This is a genomic window from Pseudomonas sp. NPDC090752, assembly GCF_055584805.1.
The window spans coordinates 38115-61880 of the sequence record NZ_JBVJLI010000001.1 but is presented as its reverse complement, the minus strand read 5'-3'; the positions used below and the strand labels follow the sequence as shown (position 1 = coordinate 61880).

Below are 23766 nucleotides of genomic sequence, written 5' to 3'. Positions count from 1 at the left end.
ATCGTTTGGTGACTGGCAGAGGTACATACTGTGGAAGCTCATCTTCACGAGTGGCTGAACCTCAGCATTCGCTGGGTTCACATGATCACCGGTGTCGCCTGGATCGGTGCATCGTTCTACTTCGTCTGGCTGGAAAACAACCTGAACCGGAGCAATCCGCGCGACGGGCTGTCGGGTGACCTCTGGGCCATCCACGGCGGTGGTATCTATCACCTTGAGAAGTACAAGCTGGCGCCCCCGAAAATGCCCGAGAACCTGCACTGGTTCAAATGGGAAGCCTACTTTACCTGGATGTCCGGTATCGCCCTGCTGTGCGTGGTGTTCTACTGGAACCCGACCCTGTACCTGCTGGCCCCTGGCAGCACCCTGAGCGGTGCCGAGGGCGTGGCCATCGGTATCGGCTCGCTGGTGGCCGGCTGGTTCATCTACGACCTGCTCTGCGATTCGCCCTTGGGCAAACGCCCGGCACTGCTCGGCGGCGTGCTGTTCGTGCTGATCATTGCTGCCTGCTGGGGCTTCAGCCTGGTGTTCAGCGGCCGTGGCGCGTACCTGCACACTGGCGCGATCATCGGCACCATCATGGTCGGTAACGTGTTCCGCATCATCATGCCAGCCCAGCGCCAGCTGGTGGCAGCGATCGAAAGCAACACTACCCCCGACCCACGCCTGCCGGCCAAAGGCCTGCTGCGTTCGCGTCACAACAACTACTTCACCCTGCCGGTGCTGTTCATCATGATCAGCAACCACTTCCCGAGCACCTACGGTAGCCAGTACAACTGGCTGATCCTGGCCGGCATTGCGGTAGCTGCGGTACTGATCCGCCACTACTTCAACACCCGCCACGACAGCAGCAAGTACGCCTGGACCCTGCCGGTCGGTGCCCTGGCGATGATCTGCCTGGCCTACGTCACCGGCCCCAAGCCGATGGCTGTTGCGCCTGAGCAGGCGGCGGCGAAGATCGAATACCAGCCACTGCCAGCTACCGCTGTAGGCGGCAAGACCGCTGCCGAGCAACGTGCCGAAGACGCCGCCAAGGCAGCTGAAGCCCCTGCTGCTCCCGCCGAGGCTCCGGCCCAGGCCACCGCTCAGGTTGGCGGCGGCGCATTCGACAAGATCCACACCGTCATCCAGGAACGCTGCACCGTGTGCCACTCGTCGAAACCGACCAGCCCACTGTTCAGCGCCGCCCCTGCCGGCGTGATGTTCGACACACCGCAGCAGATCCAGGCCCAGGCCGCGCGCATTCAGGCGCAAGCGGTCGCCAGCCAGATCATGCCGCTGGGCAACATCACCCAGATGACTGCCGAAGAGCGCAAGCTCGTCGGTGACTGGATCGCCAAAGGCGCCCAGGTCAACTGATACACCTCTCCTGCCGGGGCGTCCGCGCGCCCCTGTGGGAGCGGCCTTGCGCCGCGAAAGGGCCGGCACTGCCGGCCCTCGTTACAAGAAACACGCAACAAGCAAGCATCGAGCGTTCAGCCACGAACTGGCGCTTGGATCCGAGAATAAAAACAAAACTCGAGGTGCTGCATGTCCGAGTCACGCAAGGCGTACATTCCCGTTGCGCCGCCGCGAGAACCTCTGCCCCTGTTCCAATTGATCCTGGTTGGCCTGCAACACGTTCTGCTGATGTACGGAGGCGCGATTGCCGTGCCTCTGATCATCGGCCAGGCAGCCGGGTTGTCCCGTGAAGAAGTCGCCTTCCTGATCAACGCCGACCTGCTGGTCGCTGGCGTCGCCACCATCATCCAGTCGTTCGGTATCGGCCCGGTCGGGATCCGTATGCCGGTGATGATGGGTGCCAGTTTCGCTGCCGTCGGCAGCATGGTAGCCATGGCTGGCATGCCCGGCGTGGGCCTGCAAGGGATCTTCGGCGCGACCATCGCCGCCGGGTTCTTCGGCATGCTGATCGCGCCGTTCATGTCCAAGGTCGTACGCTTCTTCCCACCGCTGGTTACCGGCACCGTAATTACCTCCATCGGCCTGTCGCTGTTCCCGGTGGCGGTCAACTGGGCCGGTGGCGGCCATGAAGCTGAAGCCTTTGGCTCGCCGATCTACCTGATGGTGGCTGGCCTGGTACTGGCCGTGATCCTGTTGATCAATCGCTTCATGCGCGGCTTCTGGGTCAACGTGTCGGTGTTGGTGGGCATGGGCCTGGGTTACATCCTGGCCGGCTCCATCGGCATGGTCGACCTCTCCGGTCTGAACGAAGCACCGTGGCTGCAAGTGGTCACCCCACTGCATTTCGGCATGCCGACCTTCAGCCTGGCGCCGATCCTGTCGATGTGCCTGGTGGTGGTGATCATCTTCGTCGAGTCCACCGGCATGTTCCTCGCCCTGGGCAAGGTCACCGACCGTGAAGTCACCCCCGGGATGCTGCGCCGCGGCCTGCTGTGCGATGCCGGTGCGTCGTTCATCGCCGGGTTCTTCAACACCTTCACCCACTCCTCGTTCGCGCAGAACATCGGCCTGGTGCAGATGACCGGCGTGCGCTGCCGCTTCGTCACCATCGTCGCCGGCGCACTGCTGATTCTGCTAAGCCTGCTGCCCAAAGCGGCGTTCCTGATCGCCTCGATCCCGCCTGCGGTACTGGGTGGCGCGTCCATCGCCATGTTCGGCATGGTCACTGCCACCGGGATCAAGATCCTTCAGGAAGCGGACATCGGCGACCGTCGCAATCAGCTGCTGGTCGCCGTCAGCGTCGGCTTCGGCCTGATCCCCGTGGTGCGCCCGGAGTTCTTCGCACAGATGCCACAGTGGATGGAACCCATCACCCACAGTGGCATCGCCATGGCCACGGTCAGTGCCCTGGTGCTGAACGTGCTGTTCAACATCCTCGGTGGTGCCGAACGCGCCGTGCATAACGACGCCTGTCACGAGCATTGAGTTGCAGGGCGGCGCAACGCCGCCCTTTCCTCCTTTCGCAATAAACGCTGTGCCGTCGGCCCGCCGGAATGGGCCGCCCGGGGCGCCTGCGCGCCGAAAAAACCGCCAACAAAAACAATAAGTCCGGGAATCACAACATGAAGCGCATCACATCGAGCTTGCTGCTGGGCAGCAGCCTGCTGGCCACCCTCCCCGCGCATGCAGGCGAATGGCTGCTGTGGCATGGCGAAAGCCTGACGTACTTGTACGGCAAGGACTTCAAGGTCAACCCTGATATCCAGCAGACCATCACCTTCGAGCACGCCAACAAATGGAAGTACGGCGACACCTTCATGTTCGTCGACAAGATCTTCTACAACGGCAAGCCCGACGCCAGCAAAGGCGTGACCACCTACTACGGTGAGTTCAGCCCGCGCCTGTCGCTCGGCAAGATCTTCGACCAGAAGCTTGCCTTCGGCCCGATCAAGGATGTGTTGCTGGCCATGACCTACGAGCGCGGCGAAGGCGACAACGAGGCCTACCTGATCGGCCCTGGCTTCGACCTGGACATTCCCGGCTTCAACTATTTCACCTTGAACTTCTACGTGCGTAACACCGAGGGCAGCCGCCCGGGTGACAACGTCTGGCAGATCACTCCCGGCTGGTCCTACACCATTCCCGTGGGCAGATCGGACATTCTGATCGACGGTTACATGGACTGGGTCACCGACAACGACCAGACCCGCCGTGGCACCTACCACGCCAACCTGCACTTTAACCCGCAGGTAAAATACGACCTGGGCAAAGCCCTGAGCCTCGGCGCCAAACAGCTGTACGTGGGCTTCGAGTACAGCTATTGGAAGGACAAGTACGGCATCGACAGCCGCGGCAATCTGGAGAGCAACCAGAGCGTGGCCAGCGCGCTGATCAAGGTGCACTTCTGATAACCTGACCAAACGCCCAAGTTTGATACACCGTGCTCCAGGACGGAGCACTTGAGGCCAGGCGCGCAAGCCAGTAATCTGCGCGCCCCCTCGATCAGGGCAGGACGGATCCTGCCTGCGTTTACTGACCGCTCAGTCAATGAATTCGGGCGGTTGGCCAACGTGTTGCCAGCCAGAAAGACCCATTTCATCCGTTCAGAACGAGTCGAGCAGGAAGGTTGTAGCTAACCCGGAAAAGTTGGCGCAGCTCTTGCCAAACAGCTGTGGCCTATCGAAAAAAGCTGACTCAAAAGACAAAAACAGCGCCAACACCGAGCGCTGACAACAGATCAATCAAGGGAGCGACACTCGCAATGCGTACCATCAATAGCCTGATTCTCGCGGGCGGCCTGCTGGCCTGCGGCGCCACCCAAGCCGACGACCTGCTGCAGTGGCAGAACAACAGCCTGACCTACCTGTGGGGCAAGAACTTCAAGGTCAACCCGGCGATCCAGCAGACCGTGACCTTCGAGCACGCCGACGGCTGGAAGTACGGTGACAACTTCATCTTCGTCGACAAGATTTTCTACAACGGCAAGAAGGACGCGGGGAACGGCGACAACACCTATTACGGTGAAATCAGCCCGCGTTTGTCGTTCGGCAAGATCTTCGACCAGAAGCTGGCCTTCGGCCCGGTCAAGGACGTGCTGCTGGCCATGACCTACGAGTTCGGCGAGGGTGATACCGAGTCCTACCTGATCGGCCCAGGTTTCGACCTGGACATCCCGGGCTTCGACTACTTCCAGCTGAACTTCTACCAGCGCACCACCGACGGCAGCCGCGCCGGTGACAACGTCTGGCAGATCACCCCGGTATGGTCCTACACCATTCCCGTGGGCTCGTCCGACATCCTCATCGACGGCTTCATGGACTGGGTGGTCGACAACGACGAGAACCGTCGCGGCACCTATCACGCCAACCTGCACTTCAACCCACAGGTCAAATACGACCTGGGCAAGGCGTTGCACCTGGGCGAGAAACAGCTGTACGTGGGCTTTGAGTACGACTACTGGAAGAACAAGTACGGGATCAAGGATTCCGACGGGTTCACCACTGACCAGAACACTGCGAGCTTCCTGGTCAAGGTTCACTTCTGATAGCCAGCGGGGCTGCCATGCAGCCCATTCGCGGGACAAGCCCGCTCCCACAGATTCAGGACAATCCCTGGAACCTGTGAAATACCTGTGGGAGCGGGCTTGCCCCGCGAACCGGGGCAAAGCCCCGGCCATCCACATCAATGAGCCGGCCTAACTGCGCGCCAAAGCTTCCCGACAATACCCACTACCGCCAACACCAGAGCCCCGGCCAACACACCTACACCACCGTTGAGCAACGCGCTGGTGACCACGCCACCCCGCCCTTCACTGAAGGCCTCGATGGCATGATGCAGCGGCGCAACGCCATGCACCAGAATCCCCCCACCGACCAGAAACATCGCCGCCGTCCCGATCACCGACAGACTCTTCATCATGTACGGCGCCGCCCGCAGGATGCCATTGCCCACCGCCTGTGCGACCTTCGAAGCCTTCTGGGTCATCCACAACCCCAGGTCATCGAGCTTGACGATACCGCCCACCAGCCCATACACACCGATGGTCATGACGATCGCAATACCCGACAGCACGATGATCTGCTGGGTCAGCGGCGCATCGGCCACGGTGCCCAGGGTAATGGCGATGATCTCGGCCGAGAGAATGAAGTCGGTGCGCACCGCACCCTTGATCTTGGTTTTCTCAAAGGCCACCAGATCCACGTCGGCATTGGCGACGGCCTCGCTGCGCGCGGTGTGCTCCGCGGCGTCCTCTTCCTTGCTGTGGAGGAACTTGTGCGCGAGCTTTTCAAAGCCTTCGAAGCACAGGTACGCACCACCGATCATCAGCAGCGGCGTCACCGCCCAGGGAATGAACGCGCTGATCAGCAGCGCCGCCGGCACCAGGATCGCCTTGTTGACGAACGATCCCTTGGCCACCGCCCACACCACCGGAATCTCGCGCTCGGCACGCACGCCGGTGACCTGCTGGGCATTGAGCGCCAAGTCGTCGCCCAGCACGCCTGCGGTTTTTTTCGCCGCGACTTTGGTCATCAGCGAAACGTCGTCGAGCACCGTGGCGATGTCGTCGATCAGTACCAGTAGACTGCTTCCTGCCATGTTTGCATGTTTCCAAATAATTCAATTTGCCGGATTCTAGCCCAAAGCCGCTGCCTTGAGCCCCCGTCGGGCGCGGTGCTACCATGCCCGATCCCTCTTAGAGGTGGCCAGACACGAGGAAGATCCCTGACCATGAGCACCATTCGCGAGCGCAACAAGGAATTGATCCTGCGCGCGGCCAGCGAGGAATTCGCCGACAAGGGCTTCGCCGCCACCAAGACCAGCGATATCGCGGCCAAGGCCGGCCTGCCCAAGCCGAACGTGTACTATTACTTCAAATCCAAGGACAACCTCTACCGCGAGGTCCTGGAGAGCATCATCGCGCCAATCATGCAGGCGTCGACGCCGTTCAATGCCGACGGCGACCCCAAGGAAGTACTGAGTTCGTATATCCGCTCGAAGATCCGCATTTCGCGCGACCTGCCGCATGCGTCGAAGGTGTTCGCCAGCGAGATCATGCACGGCGCGCCGCACCTTTCGCCGAAGCAGGTCGAGCAGCTCAACGAGCAGGCCCGGCATAACATCGAGTGCATCGAGCGCTGGATCGAGCGTGGGCAGATCGCCAAGGTCGATGCGCATCATCTGATGTTCAGCATCTGGGCAGCGACCCAGACCTATGCCGATTTCGATTGGCAGATTTCGGTGATCACCGGCAAGGACAAACTCGCCGACAGTGACTATGAAGCAGCGGCCGAAACAATCATCCGGCTGGTACTCAAGGGCTGCGAGCCCGAGGCGGCCTGAAGGCCCATTCGCGGGGCAAGCCCGCCCCCACAACCTGTGGGAGCGGGCTTGCCCCGCGAATAGGCCAGTACAGCCAATAGAGATCTAGGCAGCCACCCCCGCATCCGCCTTCAACCCCACCTCTTCGATCGCACTGATCGCACACTGCTCGTCGATATCCGACGTATCACCGCTGATCCCGACCGCACCCAGCACCTTGCCGTCCTGATCGCGAATCAGCACCCCCCCCGGCGCCGGCACCACCGGCCGCTCACCCAAACCATTCAACGCAGCAAAAAACGCCGGCCGCTGCTGCGCATCCAACGCCAGCAAACGCGACCCCTTACCCAGGGCAATTGCCCCCCAGGCCTTGCCCGTTGCCACTGCCGGGCGAATCAGGCTGGCGCCGTCCTCGCGCTGCAATGCCAGCACATGCCCACCGGCATCCAGCACCACCACCGTCAACGGTGCGGCATTGATCTTGCGGCCCGCCGCCAGCGCGGCGTTCACCAGGCTGACAGCGACTTTCAGGTTCAAAGCGTTCATGGAAAGGTCCTCTTCTTGTTGTGAGAAGCCCTGAGGGCAGGTGAAAAATGGATGAGCCAATAGAACACAACTGAATCTGTTTTTGTATACAATAAATTGAAACGATCGTATGCGAGTTCGCAAACAGCCGTTTTCACGGGCGCTCGAACGAAAGCACCCTTGCCCGACGAAAACCCGTTGACCTGAACCGCTAGCCGTGAATACACTCTGGCACAAAGCAAGTTGTATACAATTACAAAATCGATGAGGCACAACCCATGAGCAAAATGAGAGCAATCGATGCAGCCGTTCTGGTCATGCGCCGTGAAGGTGTAGATACCGCGTTCGGCATCCCAGGGGCTGCCATCAACCCGTTGTACTCGGCCCTGAAAAAAGTCGGTGGCATCGATCACGTCCTCGCTCGTCACGTTGAAGGCGCCTCGCACATGGCCGAGGGTTACACCCGCGCCAACCCGGGCAACATCGGCGTGTGCATCGGCACTTCCGGCCCTGCCGGCACCGACATGGTCACCGGCCTGTACAGCGCGTCGGCCGACTCCATTCCAATCCTCTGCATCACCGGGCAAGCGCCGCGTGCTCGCCTGCACAAGGAAGACTTCCAGGCAGTCGACATCACCAGCATCGTCAAGCCGGTCACCAAGTGGGCAACCACCGTGCTGGAGCCGGGCCAAGTGCCTTACGCCTTCCAGAAAGCCTTCTTCGAAATGCGCAGCGGCCGCCCAGGCCCAGTACTGATCGACCTGCCGTTCGACGTGCAGATGGCCGAAATCGAATTCGACATCGACGCTTACGAGCCGCTGGCCGTCAACAAGCCGGCCGCTACCCGCGTGCAGGCTGAAAAAGCCCTGGCCCTGCTCAACGACGCCGAGCGCCCACTGCTGGTTGCCGGTGGCGGCATCATCAACGCCGACGCCAGCGACAAGCTGGTCGAGTTCGCCGAGCTGACCGGTGTACCGGTTGTACCGACCCTTATGGGCTGGGGCATCATCCCGGACGACCACGCACAAATGGTGGGCATGGTCGGCCTGCAGACCTCGCACCGCTACGGCAACGCCACCCTGCTGAAATCCGACATGGTGTTCGGTATCGGCAACCGTTGGGCTAACCGCCACACCGGCTCCGTCGATGTCTACACCGAAGGCCGCAAGTTCGTGCACGTGGACATCGAACCGACCCAGATCGGCCGCGTGTTCACCCCAGACCTGGGTATCGTTTCCGATGCCGGCAAGGCACTGGACGTGTTCCTTGAAGTGGCCCGCGAGTGGAAAGCCGCTGGCAAGCTGAAGTGCCGCAAGGCCTGGCTGGAAGACTGCCAGGAGCGCAAGTCGAGCCTGCAGCGCAAGACTCACTTCGACAACGTGCCGGTCAAGCCGCAGCGCGTCTACGAGGAAATGAACCAGGTGTTCGGCAAGGACACCTGCTACGTCAGCACCATCGGCCTGTCGCAAATCGCCGGTGCGCAGTTCCTGCACGTGTACAAGCCACGCAACTGGATCAACTGCGGCCAGGCCGGCCCGCTGGGCTGGACCATCCCTGCAGCCTTGGGCGTGGTCAAGGCCGACCCGAAACGCAAAGTGGTCGCGCTGTCGGGTGACTACGACTTCCAGTTCATGATCGAAGAACTGGCCGTGGGCGCGCAGTTCAACCTGCCCTACGTCCACGTGCTGGTGAACAACGCCTACCTCGGCCTGATCCGCCAGGCGCAGCGTGGCTTCGAGATGGATTACTGTGTACAACTGGCGTTCGAGAACATCAACTCGACCGACGCCGCCACCTACGGTGTCGACCACGTCGCCGTGGTCGAAGGCCTGGGCTGTAAAGCCATCCGTGTGTTCGAGCCAGGCGAAATCGCCCCTGCCCTGCTCAAGGCGCAGAAGATGGCCGAAGAGTTCCGCGTGCCGGTGGTGGTCGAAGTGATCCTCGAGCGTGTGACCAACATTTCCATGGGCACCGAGATCAACGCGGTCAACGAGTTCGAAGACCTGGCCCTGGTCGGCAACGACGCGCCAACCGCCATCTCGCTGCTGGACTGATCGCCTGACGCCCCCATGCGCACGCGCTGGGGGCCTTCATCGCAAGGAGACAACTCATGCCTCGCTTCGCTGCCAACCTGTCCATGCTGTTCACCGAACAGGACTTCCTGGCCCGCTTCAAGGCTGCAGCCGATGCTGGCTTCAGCGGCGTTGAATACCTCTTCCCGTACGATTTCAGCGCCGCTGAAATCAAGCAGCAACTCGATGCCCACGGCCTGACCCAGGTGCTGTTCAACCTGCCGGCAGGCGACTGGGGCAAGGGTGAACGCGGCATTGCCTGCCACCCGGACCGCGTCGAAGAATTCCGCGCCGGTGTCGACAAGGCTATTGAATACGCCAAGGTCCTGGGCAACACCCAGATCAACTGCCTGGCCGGCATTCGTCCGCAAGGCCTGCAGTGCGCCGACGTACGCAAGACCTTTGTCGACAACCTGAAGTTCGCCGCCGACAAGCTTGAGGCCGCTGGGATCCGCTTGGTCATGGAAATGATCAACACCCGTGACATCCCCGGCTTCTACCTGAACACCACTAAACAGGCCCTGGAAATCCAGGCCGAAGTCGGCAGCGATAACCTGTTCCTGCAGTACGACATCTACCACATGCAGATCATGGAAGGTGACCTGGCTCGCACCATGGAAGCCAACCTGAAACTGATCAACCACATCCAGCTGGCGGACAACCCAGGTCGCAACGAACCCGGCACCGGTGAGATCAACTACCGCTTCCTGTTCGAGCACCTGGACCGCATCGGCTACCAGGGTTGGATCGGCGCAGAGTACAAGCCGCTGACCACCACCGAAGCGGGTCTGGGCTGGCTGAAAACCCACAATGCAATCTGAAGGCTGAACACCGAACCTGTGGGAGCGGGCTTGCCCGCGAATGCAATAGTGGCTTCACCGCCGCTTTCGCGGGCAAGCCCGCTCCCACAGGCTCCGGGTCGTACTTGAGATTCTATAAATACAAAGAGGTAAATTCTCATGGCTAAAATCGGTTTCCTCGGCACCGGCATCATGGGCAAACCCATGGCCCAGAACCTGCAAAAAGCAGGTCACAGCATCTTCGTTTCCACTCACCACGACGCCGCCCCGGCCGACCTGATCGCCGCTGGCGCGGTGGCCCTGGCCAACCCTAAGGAGGTTGCTCAGGAAGCCGAATTCATCATCATCATGGTGCCGGACACCCCGCAGGTCGAAAGCGTCCTGTTCGGTGAAAACGGCGTCGCTGAAGGCGTAGGGCCGAACAAAGTCGTGATCGACATGAGCTCGATCTCGCCGACCGCCACCAAAGCCTTCGCCGAGAAAATCAAAGCCACTGGCGCCGCCTACCTGGACGCCCCGGTGTCCGGTGGTGAAGTCGGTGCCAAAGCCGCGACCCTGAGTATCATGGTCGGCGGTTGCCCGAAAGCCTTCGAACGCGCTCAGCCGCTGTTCGAAGCCATGGGCAAGAACATTACCCGCGTCGGCGGCAACGGCGACGGCCAGACCGCCAAAGTGGCCAACCAGATCATCGTCGCCCTGAACATCCAGGCCGTCAGTGAAGCCCTGCTGTTCGCCGCCAAGAACGGCGCGGATCCTGCCAAGGTGCGTGAAGCCCTGATGGGCGGCTTCGCCTCGTCGAAGATCCTCGAAGTGCATGCCGAGCGCATGATCAAAGGCACCTTCGATCCAGGTTTCCGCATCAACCTGCACCAGAAGGACCTCAACCTGGCCCTGCAAGGCGCCAAGGAACTGGGCATCAACCTGCCCAACACCTCCAACGCCCAGCAAGTGTTCAACACCTGCCAGGCCCTGGGCGGCGGCAACTGGGACCACTCGGCGCTGATCAAAGGCCTGGAGCATATGGCCAACTTCTCGATCCGCGGCGAAGGCAAATAAGCTGAATTCGGGGGCTGCTGTGCAGCCTCCACACCGAGCAACACCCGCCCCTGGTTCGGCCTGCACGGAGGCAGTTCCAGGGGCGTTTTCGATTCTGCAGAACAACAATAATTGGGAGCCTGCCATGTCGGTCGATCCGCAAAAACTTCTCCGCGACCTGTTCGACACAGCCATCGCCGCCGCCCACCCGCGCCAAGTCCTCGAACCCTACCTGCCCGCCGACCGCAGCGGCCGGGTCATCGTCATCGGCGCCGGCAAGGCCGCAGCCGCCATGGCCGAAGTGGTCGAAAAAAGCTGGCAAGGCGAAGTATCCGGGCTGGTGGTCACCCGTTACGGTCATGGCGCTAACTGCCAGAAGATCGAAGTGGTCGAAGCCGCCCATCCAGTCCCGGATGCCGCGGGCCTTGCCGTGGCCAAACGCGTGCTGGAACTGGTCAGCAACCTCAATGAAGACGACCGCGTCATCTTCCTGCTGTCCGGCGGGGGTTCCGCCCTGCTCGCACTGCCGGCCGAAGGCCTGACCCTGGCCGACAAGCAACACATCAACAAAGCGCTGCTCAAATCCGGCGCCACCATTGGCGAGATGAACTGCGTGCGCAAGCACCTTTCGGCGATCAAGGGCGGCCGCCTGGCCAAGGCCTGCTGGCCGGCCACCGTTTATACCTACGCGATTTCCGATGTGCCTGGCGACCTCGCCACGGTCATCGCCTCCGGCCCCACCGTGGCCGACCCAAGTACCTCGGCCGATGCCCTGGCGATCCTCAAGCGCTACGACATCGAAGCGCCGAAAGCGGTCATCGACTGGCTCAACAACCCGGCTTCAGAAACCGTCAAGGCCGACGACCCGGCACTGGCGCGCAGCCATTTCCAGCTGATCGCCAAGCCCCAGCAATCGCTTGAAGCCGCCGCGGTGAAAGCCCGCCAGGCTGGCTTCAGCCCGCTGATCCTGGGTGACCTGGAAGGTGAATCGCGCGAAGTGGCCAAGGTGCATGCCGGCATCGCCCGGCAGATCGTCCTGCACGGCCAACCGCTCAAGGCGCCTTGCGTGATCCTTTCCGGCGGCGAAACCACGGTCACCGTGCGCGGCAATGGCCGTGGCGGGCGCAACGCCGAGTTCCTGCTGAGCCTCACCGAGAATCTCAAGGGCCTGCCGGGCGTGTATGCCCTGGCCGGTGACACCGACGGCATCGACGGCTCGGAAGAAAACGCCGGCGCCTACATGACGCCCGACAGCTACGCCCGCGCCGAGGCCCTGGGTCTATCGGCCAGCGACGAGCTGGACAACAACAACGGCTACGGCTACTTCGCCGCGCTCGATGCGCTGATCGTCACCGAACCGACCCGCACCAACGTCAACGACTTCCGCGCCATCCTGATCCTCGAGACTGCACAATCATGACGCCTGATAAAAAAGTCAAAATCCTCGCCACCCTCGGCCCCGCGATCAACGGCATCGACGACATCCGCCAGCTGGTCGAAGCCGGGGTGAACATCTTCCGCCTCAACTTCAGCCACGGCGAGCACGCCGACCACGCCCTGCGCTATCAGTGGATCCGCGAAGTCGAGCAGCAGCTGAACTACCCGCTGGGCATTCTCATGGACCTGCAGGGGCCGAAACTGCGTGTCGGCCGCTTCGCCGAAGGCAAGGTCCAGCTGCAACGCGGCCAGCCCCTGCGCCTGGACCTGGACAACACCCCGGGTGACAGCCGCCGGGTCAACCTGCCGCACCCGGAGATCATCGCCGCGCTGGAGCCAGGCATGGACCTGCTGCTCGATGACGGCAAGCTGCGCCTGCGGGTAACCGCCAAGCACAACGATGCCATCGACACCGAGGTGCTGGCTGGCGGCGAGCTGTCCGACCGCAAGGGTGTCAACGTGCCACAAGCGGTGCTGGACCTCTCTCCGCTCACCGAAAAAGACCGCCGCGACCTGGCCTTCGGCCTGGAACTGGGTGTGGACTGGGTGGCCCTGTCATTCGTGCAGCGCCCGGAAGATATCCTCGAGGCGCGCCAACTGATCGGCGACCGTGCCTACCTGATGGCCAAGATCGAGAAGCCTTCGGCGGTCGAGCAGTTGCAGGCGATCGCCGAGTTGTCCGACGCGATCATGGTGGCGCGTGGCGACCTGGGCGTGGAAGTGCCGGCCGAGAGCGTGCCGCAGATCCAGAAGGGCATCATCGGCACCTGCCGCCAGCTGGGTAAACCGGTGGTGGTGGCCACCCAGATGCTCGAATCGATGCGCTTCTCGCCGGCACCGACCCGCGCCGAAGTCACCGACGTGGCCAACGCCGTGGCCGAGGGTGCCGATGCCGTGATGCTGTCGGCCGAAACCGCCTCGGGTGACTACCCGCTGGAAGCCGTGCAGATGATGAGCAAGATCATCCGCCAAGTGGAAAATGGCCCGGACTACCAGGCCCAGCTCGACGTTGGCCGGCCCAAAGCCGAAGCCACCGTGTCGGATGCGATCAGCTGCGCGATCCGCCGTATCAGCGGCATTCTGCCGGTGGCGGTGCTGGTCAACTATAGCGAGTCGGGCGCCTCGACCTTGCGCGCCGCCCGTGAGCGGCCACGGGCGCCGATCCTCAACCTGACGCCGAACCTGATCACCGCCCGCCGCCTGAGCGTGGCCTGGGGCGTGCACTCGGTGGTCAACGACCGCCTGCGCCAGGTCGACGAAATCTGCTCGACGGCACTTGAGATTGCCCAGGCCCAAGGCATGGCCAGCCGTGGCGACACGCTGCTGATCACTGCCGGTGTGCCTTTCGGCAAGCCGGGTTCGACTAATACGCTGCGGATCGAGACCTTGGTCTAAGGCACTCCGTCCTTCCTGTGGGAGCGGGCTTGCCCGCGAAGAGGCCAGCAAGTGCAACGATGTTGCCTGGGCTGACGCCTTCGCGGGCAAGCCCGCTCCCACAGGAAAGGTGACATGCCACAAGAATGCGGAAAACCGAGGCCCAAAGAGGCCCACCGCTCATCCTTCAACCTTACCGACTGCCCATGTACACCAAAAATTTCGTCAACCCGTGCCCCGACTGGGCCACGGCGCTGCTCAACGGCTTCAGCCAGGTGCTGCTGCTGCGCAACCCCTTGTGCGGCCTGTGCTGCCTGCTGGCCATCATGCTGACCGCCCCCAGCCTGGTCGGCGGCGCCCTGCTGGGCGCCCTGGCTGGCCTGCTTACGGCCCAACGCCGCCAGTACGACCGCGCTGATCGTCAGGCAGGCCTGTATTGCTACAACGGCGTGCTGATTGGCATCCTGATCAGCGCGGTACTGCCCTGGTCGGCGATCATGCCGCCGCTGATCATCGCCGCTGGTGGCCTGTCCAGCATCATCACCCATCAGTGGCGCAAGCGCGGCGGCAAGCTGCTGATCGCCTACACCGCGCCCTTCGTGCTGCTGGGCTGGGCCACACTGCTCGTGGCCGAACCCAGTGCATCGGTATTTGCCGAGGCAGAACCGCTATACGCTCTTGCACGCGGCGTCGGGCAAATCTTCCTGCTCGACCGCCCCCTTGCCGGGCTGCTGATCATCATCGGTATGTTCATCGCCAACCCTTATGCCGCCATGTGGGCGGTGCTTGGCTCAGCCATCGGCGGTGGCGTGACGCTGCTCACCGATCAGGCGCCAGCGGCCTGGATGGGGCTGTACGGCTTCAACGCCGCCCTCGCGGCGCTGGCCTTCAGCCGCCAGGGCGAGCGGCCTTGGGTGACCCTGCTGGCCATCGCCCTGGCGCTGCTGCTGCAACCATTGTTCAAGCTGATGCCGATTGCCGGGCTTACCGCGCCGTTCGTGGTGGCCTGCTGGCTTATGCACCTGGGCAAGCACCTGGCTTCGTTCAACCAACGCGGCAATGCCAGCCGCTTGCACAGCTGAAAGCCAGCCCCTAGGCTCTGCCCATCGCCCAACGGACCGAGCCCATGAACAACCCTGCGAGCCTGCGCGAGCGGCTCTACGTCATCGTCTTCCAGACCGACACGGTCGCTGGAAGACGTTTCGACAAAACCCTGCTGCTGATCATTCTGGCCAGCCTGGTCATCGTCATCCTCGACAGCATCAACGAAGTCCATCAGAACTACGCTGGCCTGCTGGCGGGCATCGAATGGGGCTTTACCGCGATCTTCCTCGCCGAGTACCTGACCCGGCTGTACTGCTCACCCAAGCCGCTACGCTACGCGTTCAGCTTCTACGGCCTGGTTGACCTGCTGGCGATCGTGCCAGGCATCATCGCGATCTACTACAGCGACGCCCAGTACCTGCTGATCATCCGGGTCATTCGGATGTTGCGGATTTTCCGCGTGCTCAAGCTCGGCCAATACCTGAAGCAGGCCAACTACCTGATGGAGGCGTTGCGCGGCAGCAAGCAGAAGATCATCGTTTTCCTGGTCAGCGTGTCGACCCTGGTCACCGTGTTCGGCACCCTGATGTACGTGATAGAAGGCCCCGAGCATGGCTTCACCAGCATTCCCAAAGGCATCTACTGGGCCATCGTCACCCTGACCACCGTAGGCTTTGGCGACATCGTGCCAAAGACCCCGCTGGGCCAGGTGCTGTCGTCACTGGTGATGATCACCGGTTACTCGATCATCGCCGTGCCCACCGGGATTTTCACGGCGGAACTGGCCAATGCCATGCGCGGTGAACAGTTGCAGCATGACTGTCCGACATGCAGCAAGAAGACCCACGAACACGGCGCGGCATTCTGTTCGCGGTGTGGCAACGTGCTGTTCCCGAAAACCGAATAAGCAAAGAGCCATTTGGTCTTTAAGCGCCCAAGAACGAAACGCTATAGTCGCTGGCACATTGCCAAACATTTGAACCAGAACAAGGAAGCCTCGTGAAAAAACTCTTCAGCGCCTCGCTGCTCGCCGCCGGCCTGGCTTTGGGCAACCTCGCCCAGGCCGCCCCGACTCTACTCAACGTGTCCTACGACGTGATGCGCGATTTCTACAAGGATTACAACCCGGCGTTCCAGAAGCACTGGGAAGCCGAGCACAATGAGAAGGTCAATGTGCAGATGTCTTTCGGCGGTTCGAGCAAGCAGGCGCGTGCAGTGATCGATGGCTTGCCGGCCGATGTCATCACCATGAACATGGCCACCGACATCAACGCATTGGCCGACAATGGCAAGCTGGTGCCGGACAACTGGGTCACGCGTCTGCCGAATAACAGCGCGCCGTTCACCTCGGCCACCGTGTTCATCGTGCGCAAAGGCAACCCTAAGGCGCTGAAGGACTGGCCAGACCTGCTCAAGGACGGTGTGCAGGTGATTGTCCCCAACCCCAAGACATCGGGTAACGGGCGCTATACCTACCTCTCGGCCTGGGGCTACGTGCTCAAACAGGGTGGTGACGAGAACAAAGCCAAAGACTTCGTCGGCAAACTGTTCAAGCAGGCGCCGGTGCTCGACACCGGTGGCCGCGCCGCGACCACTACCTTCATGACCAACCAGATCGGCGACGTACTGGTGACTTTCGAGAACGAAGCCGAAATGATCGCTCGCGAGTTCGGCCGCGATCAGTTCGAGGTGGTCTACCCAAGCGTGTCCGCCGAGGCCGAACCGCCGGTGAGTGTGGTCGACAAGGTGGTGGCGAAAAAAGGCACCCAGGCCGTGGCCGAGGAATACCTGAAGTACCTGTGGTCGCCAGCGGCCCAGGAAATCGCCGCGCAGAACTACCTGCGCCCGCGTGATGCAACGGTGCTGGCCAAGTACACAGACCGCTTCCCGAAGGTCGACTTCCTGTCGGTGGAGAAGACTTTTGGTGACTGGCGCACCGTGCAGAAGACTCACTTCAATGATGGTGGGGTGTTTGACCAGATCTACACCGGTCAGTAATTGATGTAGCCAGTGCCGGCCTCTTCGCGGGGCAAGCCCGCTCCTACAGGTTCTCCACAGTTCCAGAACTTGCTGATAAACCTGTGGGAGCGGGCTTGCCCCGCGAAGAGGCCGGCACTGAATACACATGACATCGAACTTTCCCCAACCCCACCAATCAGTTCCTTGAGTAACCCTGCCCCGCTCATCCCGGCCCAAGGAGTACTCCAGTGCTGCGCTACCTCACCACCCTGCTGCTCGGCTGCCTACTAAGCTCCCACCTGCTGGCCGCAGACCCCGCCCCCGCCGAAGAACCACCCGCCGAACCGGAAGCGGTCCTGCAAGGCGGCCTGCTCGGTGCCCTGGCCGACGGCCTGGACAGCGCCGCCCAGGAACTGGACCTCGACGCCCACCTGGTCGATGCCTGGCGCCTGCGCACCGACCGCGCCACCAAGGAGATGGAACGCCTGGTAGACCGCCATTCGGCCAGCGACTCGCTGCAACTGGCGGGCAACTTCATCTTGCTGACCCTGACCTGGGCCGCCAGCTTCGCCGTGCTCACCAGCCTTGGCCGCTGGCTGTGCAAACGCGTCACCGCCAACCCCTGGCTACGCCAGCGCCAACGTGCCAGCAGCCTGCTCGGCTACCTGCTGCCGTATACCTTGCCGGCGTTGGCCAGCCTGCCGCTGACGCTCTATGTCAGCCGCTTCCTCGACCCGTCGGTGGCCCGTGCGCTGGGCCTGAGCCTGGCCTATGCGACCAGCAGCGGCCTGTTCTCGACGTCCATCATCCTGTGCCTGATCACCCTGTTCGATGCCGGCCACAAGCGCTCGGCCGTGGCCGTGATCAAGCGCCTGGCGCCGCGCCCGCTGTTCCTCATCGGCTTCCTCGCGGCCTGGAGCGACGCCTTGACCAGCCCGCAGATCGCCCGCCAACTGGGCGGCAATATCACCGCCAGCATCGCGGTGCTCACCGGCCTCGCCGCGACCTTCATCTTTGCCAGCCTGGTTATCCGCCTGCGCCGCCCGGTCGCCCACCTGATCCGCAACCGCGACTACAAGGACCGCGTGCAGCACCGCGCCGTGCAGGAGACGCTGCGGATTTTCTCGGTGGTGTGGTACCTGCCGATCCTGCTGATGATTCTGGTTTCGGCCATTCATTTGATTGGCGCGGGTGAAGAAAGCCAGAAGGCGCTGCAAAACGCCTTGCTGACCACCGTACTGCTGGTCTCCACGGTGTTCCTCAGCACCTTGCTGCAACACCTGCTGGCGCCACGCGAAACGGATGCTGGACAACGGGTACGGCCCTACAAGGAACTGCTACGCAGTCTCGCCCACGCACTGCTGCGCATCGCCATGGCGATTGCCTTCATCGAACTGCTGGGGCGCATCTGGGGCGTTTCGGTGATCAGCTTTGCCCTGAGCAACAGCCTGGGCCAGGCCATCAGCAATTCGCTGTCGAGCATCGGCCTTATCCTGTTGGTCACCTGGCTGCTGTGGGTGGTGCTCGACACCGCTATCCAGGAAGCACTCAAACCTGCCGTCGGACGCCGGGCATCGCGACAACCGAGCACCCGGGTGCGGACCATCCTGCCAATGCTGCGCAACGCCATCAAGGTCGTGCTGATCGTCATCTGCACCATCACCACCATGGCCAACCTGGGCATCAATGTCGCGCCACTGCTGGCCGGTGCCGGGGTGATCGGCCTGGCCATCGGCTTTGGTTCGCAACAGTTGGTGCAGGATGTGATCACCGGCCTGTTCATCCTGATCGAGGACACCATCTCGATCGGCGACTGGGTCGTGCTCGACTCAGGCCACGCCGGCACCGTAGAAAGTCTGACCATCCGCACCCTGCGCCTGCGCGATGGCAAGGGCTTCGTGCACTCGGTGCCGTTCGGTCAGATCAAGGCGGTCACCAACCAGTCGCGGCAATTCGCCTATGCGTTCTTCTCGGTGCAGTTCACCTATGACAGCGATGTAGACGAGTCACTGGCGCTGATCCATGAGGTGGGACAATCGATCAGCGACGACCCGCTGCTGCGCATCAACCTGCAGGGGCCGCTGCAGGTGTTCGGGGTCGATCGCATGGACTTGAACGGGTTTGTGCTGACGGCGCAGTTCCGCACCATTTCTGGCGGGCAGTATGCGGTGAGCCGGGCGTTCAATGAGCGGCTGAAGAAGCGCGTGGACCAGACGGAGAATGTGAGCTTTGCGCAAGTGTATCCGCTGCCGGTGCGGGCTGTTTCAGCCTGACGGCCCCCTTCGCGGGCAAGCCCGCTCCCACAGGTACAGCGCTGCCCTCGGGACCGGTAGTGCGCTTGTGGGAGCGGGCTTGCCCGCGAAGAGGCCAGTCAGGGCGACGTCAACACTGCTGGAAAACCAAAGCCTTCAACCCCCCCGCCGGATCAGCATCAGGAAACTCCGGCGGGTTCTCCAACCGCTCAACGAAGGCCAAGGCCGGCGCGTGCTCAGCCATCCCTTCCACCAGGAACTCCGGTCCGATACCCGGATCATTCACACACGCCAACACCGTCCCACCCTCGCTCAGCAACTCCGGTAAACGACGCAATATCTTCGCGTAATCCTGGGTCAGTACAAAGCTCCCCTTCTGGAACGTCGGCGGGTCGATGATGATCAAGTCATACGGCCCATACTTGCGCACCTTGCCCCACGACTTGAACAGCTCATGCCCCAGGTACGCCACCCGCGACGCATCGTGCCCATTGAGCCGGTGATTGTCGCGGCCACGGGACAACGCCGACTTGGCCATGTCCAGGTTGACCACCTGCTCGGCCCCCCCGGCAATCGCCGCCACCGAGAAACCGCAGGTATAGGCGAACAAGTTGAGCACCCGCTTGCCGGCTGCCTGTTCACGCACCCAGCGACGGCCGTAGCGCATGTCGAGGAACAAACCTATGTTCTGCCGCACGCCCAGGTCGAGCAGGTAAGTCAGACCATCCTCGACCACCTCGCGCTGCTGGCAGGGTTCACCCCACAGCCATTGGCCCGGGCTGTCCGGCAGGTAGCGGTGCTGCAGGAGGATCCCCTGCCCGGTCCATTGCGGGCGCTGGGCAAGGTGGCTCAACATGGCTTCCAGTTCTGCCAGCTGACCTTCTGGCGGTTCGCGAAACAACGCCACTGACAACACACCCTGCAGCCAGTCCACGGTGACCTGTTCCAGCCCTGGCCAGCAGCGGCCGCGGCCATGGAACAGGCGCCGGGTTTCCTGGGGGGCGGGGTCGAGGGCGGTGAGCAGGTGCTGTTCGAGGGTCTGGATCGGCGAGGTCATGGCGGGTCGCAAGCTGGTAAAAGGGAGCATTCTACCCTTTGGCCGCCACCTGCGCCGAACGGAACCACCAACCCTGCTGCATCCCTGCCGCCGCCAGCAGGATCAACGCCACGCCCAGCCACTGCAACGGCGCCAGCCGGTGCCCGAACGCCACCCAGTCGACCAGGATTGCGGCAATCGGGTAGATGAACGACAGTGCGCCGGTCAGTGCCGTCGGCAAACGCTGGATGGCGCTGTAAAGCAGCACGTACATCAGCCCGGTGTGGACCATGCCCAGGGTCACCAGACTGGCCAGCGCCGAGGGTTCGCCAGGCAAGCCCCCAAGTTTGACCCACGGCGCCAGCAACAGCACACCGGTGGCCACCTGAATCAAGGCGATCAGGTGCGGCGGAGTACCTTTCAGGCGTTTGATGATCAGCGCGGCGACGGCATACAGAAAGGCCGCCCCCAAGGCCAGACCGATACCCAGCAGGTAGTCCTCACCACCGCCCTGCCCTGCGCCATGGGCGCTGACGATCGCCAGCATGCCGAGGAACGCCACACTCAGCCAGGTGACTTTGGCGGCGGTGATCTTCTCGCCGAGAAACACCGCCGCCAGCCCCACCAGCATGAACGGCTGGACGTTGTACACCGCTGTACCGATGGCGATCGAAGCCCGTGAATAAGAGGCGAACAGCAACAGCCAGTTACCGACGATGGCCACACCGCTGACGATTGCCAGGAGGAAAGCCGTACGACTGATCACACCCGGTTTGAGAAAACCAAACGCTGCGCAAATCACCAGCAAGGTGCCGGTGCCGAACACGCAGCGCCAGAACACCACTTCCAGCACCGGCTGCCCGGACACCAGCACGAACCAGCCTATGGTCCCGGAAATCAGCATGGCGGCGACCATTTCCAGCGAGCCACGGCGCAATGAACTGTCCATCTCACACCTCCCAATGACGTTGGGAAAATTATGCAGAGGGTGGCCGCTGGCCTACCAGCGGATATCAAAGGCGAATCGGTGCTTCAGCCTTTACTATCAAGGCACATTTTCGAATTTACCTGATGAGGCGCATATGACCGACAACATCGACCAACTGCTGATCAATGCCCTGATGGAAGACTCCCGCCGTTCGCTTAAAGCACTGGCGCAGATCAGCGGCCTTTCCGCCCCCAGCGTCAGCGAACGCCTGCGCCGCCTCGAAGAACGCGGTGTGCTGCGCGGTTATACCGTGGATGTCGACCCGCGCAGCTTCGGCTACCAGCTGCAGGCGATCGTGCGTATCCGTCCGCTGCCTGGACAACTGCAGGAGGTGGAGCGGCAGATCGTGGCCATTCCCGAGTTCACCGAGTGCGACAAGGTCACAGGCGAAGACTGCTTCATCGCCCGTCTGCATGTCCGCTCGATGGAGCAACTCGACACCCTGCTCGACCGCATCAATGTGATGGCCGAAACCAACACAGCGATCATCAAGAAAAGCCCGGTGAAACGGCGGCTGCCACCGATGGACTGAACCGAACAGGAAGCCTGACTATTTTCTGTACACATGAATGTCACCTTAGGTGCCATTTTTGTGTGCACGATTGCTAGCAATGCACCGATACGTTACACCGATTTTTCAACTAATACTGACCAGAAGATCAACTAATCAAATAACTATAAAATTAAACCTGTTCATTTGGTCAGGTTATATTTATTTGATTTCATCAACTTACATCCCAGTAGTACAGATTCCAAATAGTGGCAGCCTTAACGCTGGTCTGGGCCTGGCATGGAACTCGCTTTTGTGTGTTCGTGTTTTGTATACACGTTGAGCAAAACCTAAATACACAAGAACTCGCAGCGCCGGCCCAACTCCGGCAGCCGCGCCCAGAACCCAGTGATGCCAACGCTGCACCGACGAGATGGCGAGCCCGTGCGCATGCCCGCTCATCGCAGTCCACGTGCATCAGGAGCCTGCAGGAATGAGCCTCGACCTTGCCCCTGAATTATCCGTCGCCAGCACCCATCCCTCATCCACATTGGCCGGCCATGCGCCACAACTCGAACTGAGCCCGCGCCTGCATAACCGCGACCTCGCCCCGACCAAGATCGAAGGCCGCCGCTGGGGCGGTTACAGCATCTTCGCGTTGTGGACCAACGATGTGCACAACATTGCCAACTACTCCTTCGCCATGGGCTTGTTCGCCCTCGGCCTGGGTGGCTGGCAGATTCTGTTATCGCTAGCAATCGGTGCGGCGCTGGTGTACTTCTTCATGAATCTGTCCGGCTACATGGGGCAAAAGACCGGCGTACCCTTCCCCGTGATCAGCCGTATCGCCTTCGGTATCCATGGAGCGCAGATTCCGGCGCTGATCCGCGCCGTCATCGCCATCGCCTGGTTCGGCATCCAGACCTACCTGGCTTCGGTGGTACTGCGGGTGCTGCTCACTGCAGTATGGCCGCAGCTGGCGGCCTACGACCATGACAGCATCCTCGGCCTTTCAAGCTTGGGCTGGGTCTGCTTCGTGGCGATCTGGCTGGTGCAGTTGGTGATCCTCGCCTACGGCATGGAGATGGTGCGCCGCTACGAGGCCTTCGCCGGCCCGGTGATCCTGCTGACCGTGGCCAGCCTGGCGGTGTTCATGTACTTCAAGGCAGACGCGCGCATCGCCTGGTCGGTGGCCGAGCCGCTGACCGGTTACGAGATGTGGCGCAACATCTTCGCCGGCGGCGCGCTGTGGCTGGCGATCTACGGCACCCTGGTGCTCAACTTCTGCGATTTCGCCCGCTCTTCGCCGTGCCGCAAGACCATCCGCGTCGGCAACTTCTGGGGCCTGCCGGTGAACATCCTGGTGTTCGCGATGATCACCGTGGTGCTGTGCGGCGCGCAGTTCCAGATCAATGGGCAGATCATCGACAGCCCGACGCAGATCGTCGCCAGTATCCCCGACACCGCGTTCCTGGTCCTCGGCTGCCTGGCTTTCCTGATCGTCACCGTGGCGGTGAACATCATGGCCAACTTCGTCGCCCCGGCCTTCGTGCTCAGCAACCTGGCGCCACGCCACCTGAACTTCAAACGCGCAGGATTGATCAGCGCCACCCTGGCGGTACTGATCCTGCCGTGGAACCTCTACAACAGCCCGCTGGTGATCGTCTACTTCCTGTCTGGCCTGGGCGCCCTGCTCGGCCCGCTGTATGGGGTGATCATGGCCGACTACTGGCTGCTGCGAAAAGGCTGCATCAACGTGCCGGAGCTGTACAGCGAACACCCGGCAGGCGCCTACCACTACAGCAAGGGCATCAACCTGCGCGCCGTGGCCGCCTTCGTGCCGGCCGCGCTGCTGGCCATCGTCCTGGCGCTGGTGCCCAACTTCCATGCCATCGCGCCGTTCTCCTGGCTGATCGGCGCCGGCATCGCCGCCGCGCTGTACCTGCTGATCGCCCCGCGCAACCGCCAATACGCTGATGTCAGCGGCGAATGCATCGCCGTCGACCACAGCAGCCACTGATCAAGGAGCAGAGC

The 23766-nt window shown here is 62.1% G+C and carries 20 protein-coding genes; 16 read left to right on the top strand and 4 right to left on the bottom strand.

Annotated features, from left to right (window positions below; genetic code table 11):
• The first annotated feature begins 30 nt into the window (after nucleotides 1-30).
• The 4 genes from ACZ6YA_RS00315 to ACZ6YA_RS00300 all read left to right on the top strand — a co-directional run bounded on the left by ACZ6YA_RS00315 (nucleotide 31) and on the right by ACZ6YA_RS00300 (nucleotide 4945).
• A complete protein-coding gene (locus tag ACZ6YA_RS00315) occupies nucleotides 31-1359 on the top strand; it encodes a urate hydroxylase PuuD (RefSeq protein ID WP_403136246.1) in 1329 nt (442 codons plus the stop codon).
• Nucleotides 1360-1530: 171 nt separating this feature from the next.
• The gene (locus tag ACZ6YA_RS00310) at nucleotides 1531-2886 is read left to right on the top strand and encodes a nucleobase:cation symporter-2 family protein (RefSeq protein WP_465894707.1); all 1356 of its coding nucleotides are present in this window, start codon (nucleotides 1531-1533) and stop codon (nucleotides 2884-2886) included.
• A 137-nt stretch (nucleotides 2887-3023) separates the two neighbouring features.
• On the top strand, nucleotides 3024-3809 hold the full coding sequence (locus ACZ6YA_RS00305) for an outer membrane protein OmpK (protein ID WP_465894705.1): 786 nt from the start codon (nucleotides 3024-3026) through the stop codon (nucleotides 3807-3809).
• Nucleotides 3810-4162: 353 nt separating this feature from the next.
• Nucleotides 4163-4945, top strand: a complete 783-nt coding sequence (locus tag ACZ6YA_RS00300; protein ID WP_400803657.1) for an outer membrane protein OmpK — start codon at nucleotides 4163-4165, stop codon at nucleotides 4943-4945.
• Between the two features lie 137 nt (nucleotides 4946-5082).
• Here the strand turns inward: ACZ6YA_RS00300 and ACZ6YA_RS00295 are convergent, their stop codons facing one another.
• Nucleotides 5083-5997: a DUF808 domain-containing protein gene (locus ACZ6YA_RS00295; RefSeq protein WP_465894704.1), complete on the bottom strand. Its 915-nt coding sequence runs from the start codon at nucleotides 5995-5997 to the stop codon at nucleotides 5083-5085.
• A gap of 132 nt (nucleotides 5998-6129) precedes the next feature.
• On the opposite strand from ACZ6YA_RS00295, the gene ACZ6YA_RS00290 reads away from it, so the two are divergent.
• Entirely contained in the window at nucleotides 6130-6741 is a 612-nt protein-coding gene (locus tag ACZ6YA_RS00290; protein WP_400803662.1) for a TetR/AcrR family transcriptional regulator, read from the top strand.
• An 84-nt stretch (nucleotides 6742-6825) separates the two neighbouring features.
• On the opposite strand, the gene ACZ6YA_RS00285 is transcribed toward ACZ6YA_RS00290, so the two are convergent.
• A complete protein-coding gene (locus ACZ6YA_RS00285) occupies nucleotides 6826-7266 on the bottom strand; it encodes a GlcG/HbpS family heme-binding protein (RefSeq protein WP_465894703.1) in 441 nt (146 codons plus the stop codon).
• 257 nt (nucleotides 7267-7523) lie between these two features.
• Between ACZ6YA_RS00285 and gcl the strand changes: the two genes are divergently transcribed.
• From gcl to ACZ6YA_RS00240, 9 genes are all read left to right on the top strand, one after another.
• Complete coding sequence (gene gcl / locus ACZ6YA_RS00280; protein ID WP_465894701.1) at nucleotides 7524-9299, top strand: glyoxylate carboligase; 1776 nt, start codon at nucleotides 7524-7526, stop codon at nucleotides 9297-9299.
• Nucleotides 9300-9355: 56 nt separating this feature from the next.
• Entirely contained in the window at nucleotides 9356-10138 is a 783-nt protein-coding gene (hyi, locus tag ACZ6YA_RS00275; protein ID WP_465894700.1) for a hydroxypyruvate isomerase, read from the top strand.
• Between the two features lie 138 nt (nucleotides 10139-10276).
• Nucleotides 10277-11173 carry a 2-hydroxy-3-oxopropionate reductase gene (locus ACZ6YA_RS00270; RefSeq protein WP_465894699.1) on the top strand — a complete coding sequence of 299 codons (897 nt, stop codon included), beginning with the start codon at nucleotides 10277-10279 and terminating at the stop codon, nucleotides 11171-11173.
• Between the two features lie 124 nt (nucleotides 11174-11297).
• The gene (locus ACZ6YA_RS00265) at nucleotides 11298-12572 is read left to right on the top strand and encodes a glycerate kinase type-2 family protein (protein WP_465894698.1); all 1275 of its coding nucleotides are present in this window, start codon (nucleotides 11298-11300) and stop codon (nucleotides 12570-12572) included.
• Complete coding sequence (gene pyk, locus ACZ6YA_RS00260) at nucleotides 12569-13984, top strand: pyruvate kinase (protein WP_465894697.1); 1416 nt, start codon at nucleotides 12569-12571, stop codon at nucleotides 13982-13984. The genes ACZ6YA_RS00265 and pyk overlap by 4 nt, the downstream gene beginning before the upstream one ends.
• Before the next feature lie 185 nt (nucleotides 13985-14169).
• Nucleotides 14170-15045 carry an urea transporter gene (locus ACZ6YA_RS00255; RefSeq protein WP_465894696.1) on the top strand — a complete coding sequence of 292 codons (876 nt, stop codon included), beginning with the start codon at nucleotides 14170-14172 and terminating at the stop codon, nucleotides 15043-15045.
• Nucleotides 15046-15089: 44 nt separating this feature from the next.
• Nucleotides 15090-15914: an ion transporter gene (locus tag ACZ6YA_RS00250; protein ID WP_465894695.1), complete on the top strand. Its 825-nt coding sequence runs from the start codon at nucleotides 15090-15092 to the stop codon at nucleotides 15912-15914.
• A gap of 92 nt (nucleotides 15915-16006) precedes the next feature.
• Complete coding sequence (locus tag ACZ6YA_RS00245) at nucleotides 16007-17005, top strand: sulfate ABC transporter substrate-binding protein (protein ID WP_465894694.1); 999 nt, start codon at nucleotides 16007-16009, stop codon at nucleotides 17003-17005.
• Nucleotides 17006-17214: 209 nt separating this feature from the next.
• Nucleotides 17215-19239 (top strand): mechanosensitive ion channel family protein, encoded by a 2025-nt coding sequence (locus ACZ6YA_RS00240; RefSeq protein ID WP_465894692.1) that lies wholly within the window; start codon nucleotides 17215-17217, stop codon nucleotides 19237-19239.
• Nucleotides 19240-19348: 109 nt separating this feature from the next.
• On the opposite strand, the gene ACZ6YA_RS00235 is transcribed toward ACZ6YA_RS00240, so the two are convergent.
• Together ACZ6YA_RS00235 and ACZ6YA_RS00230 are read right to left on the bottom strand one after the other, a co-directional pair.
• Nucleotides 19349-20275 carry a class I SAM-dependent methyltransferase gene (locus ACZ6YA_RS00235; protein WP_465894691.1) on the bottom strand — a complete coding sequence of 309 codons (927 nt, stop codon included), beginning with the start codon at nucleotides 20273-20275 and terminating at the stop codon, nucleotides 19349-19351.
• Between the two features lie 31 nt (nucleotides 20276-20306).
• The gene (locus ACZ6YA_RS00230; RefSeq protein ID WP_465894690.1) at nucleotides 20307-21203 is read right to left on the bottom strand and encodes a DMT family transporter; all 897 of its coding nucleotides are present in this window, start codon (nucleotides 21201-21203) and stop codon (nucleotides 20307-20309) included.
• Between the two features lie 133 nt (nucleotides 21204-21336).
• Here ACZ6YA_RS00230 and ACZ6YA_RS00225 point away from each other — a divergent pair, with 133 nt between their 5' ends.
• The gene (locus ACZ6YA_RS00225; RefSeq protein WP_465894689.1) at nucleotides 21337-21774 is read left to right on the top strand and encodes an Lrp/AsnC family transcriptional regulator; all 438 of its coding nucleotides are present in this window, start codon (nucleotides 21337-21339) and stop codon (nucleotides 21772-21774) included.
• 451 nt (nucleotides 21775-22225) lie between these two features.
• A complete protein-coding gene (locus ACZ6YA_RS00220; protein WP_465894688.1) occupies nucleotides 22226-23752 on the top strand; it encodes an NCS1 family nucleobase:cation symporter-1 in 1527 nt (508 codons plus the stop codon).
• Nucleotides 23753-23766 lie beyond the last annotated feature (14 nt).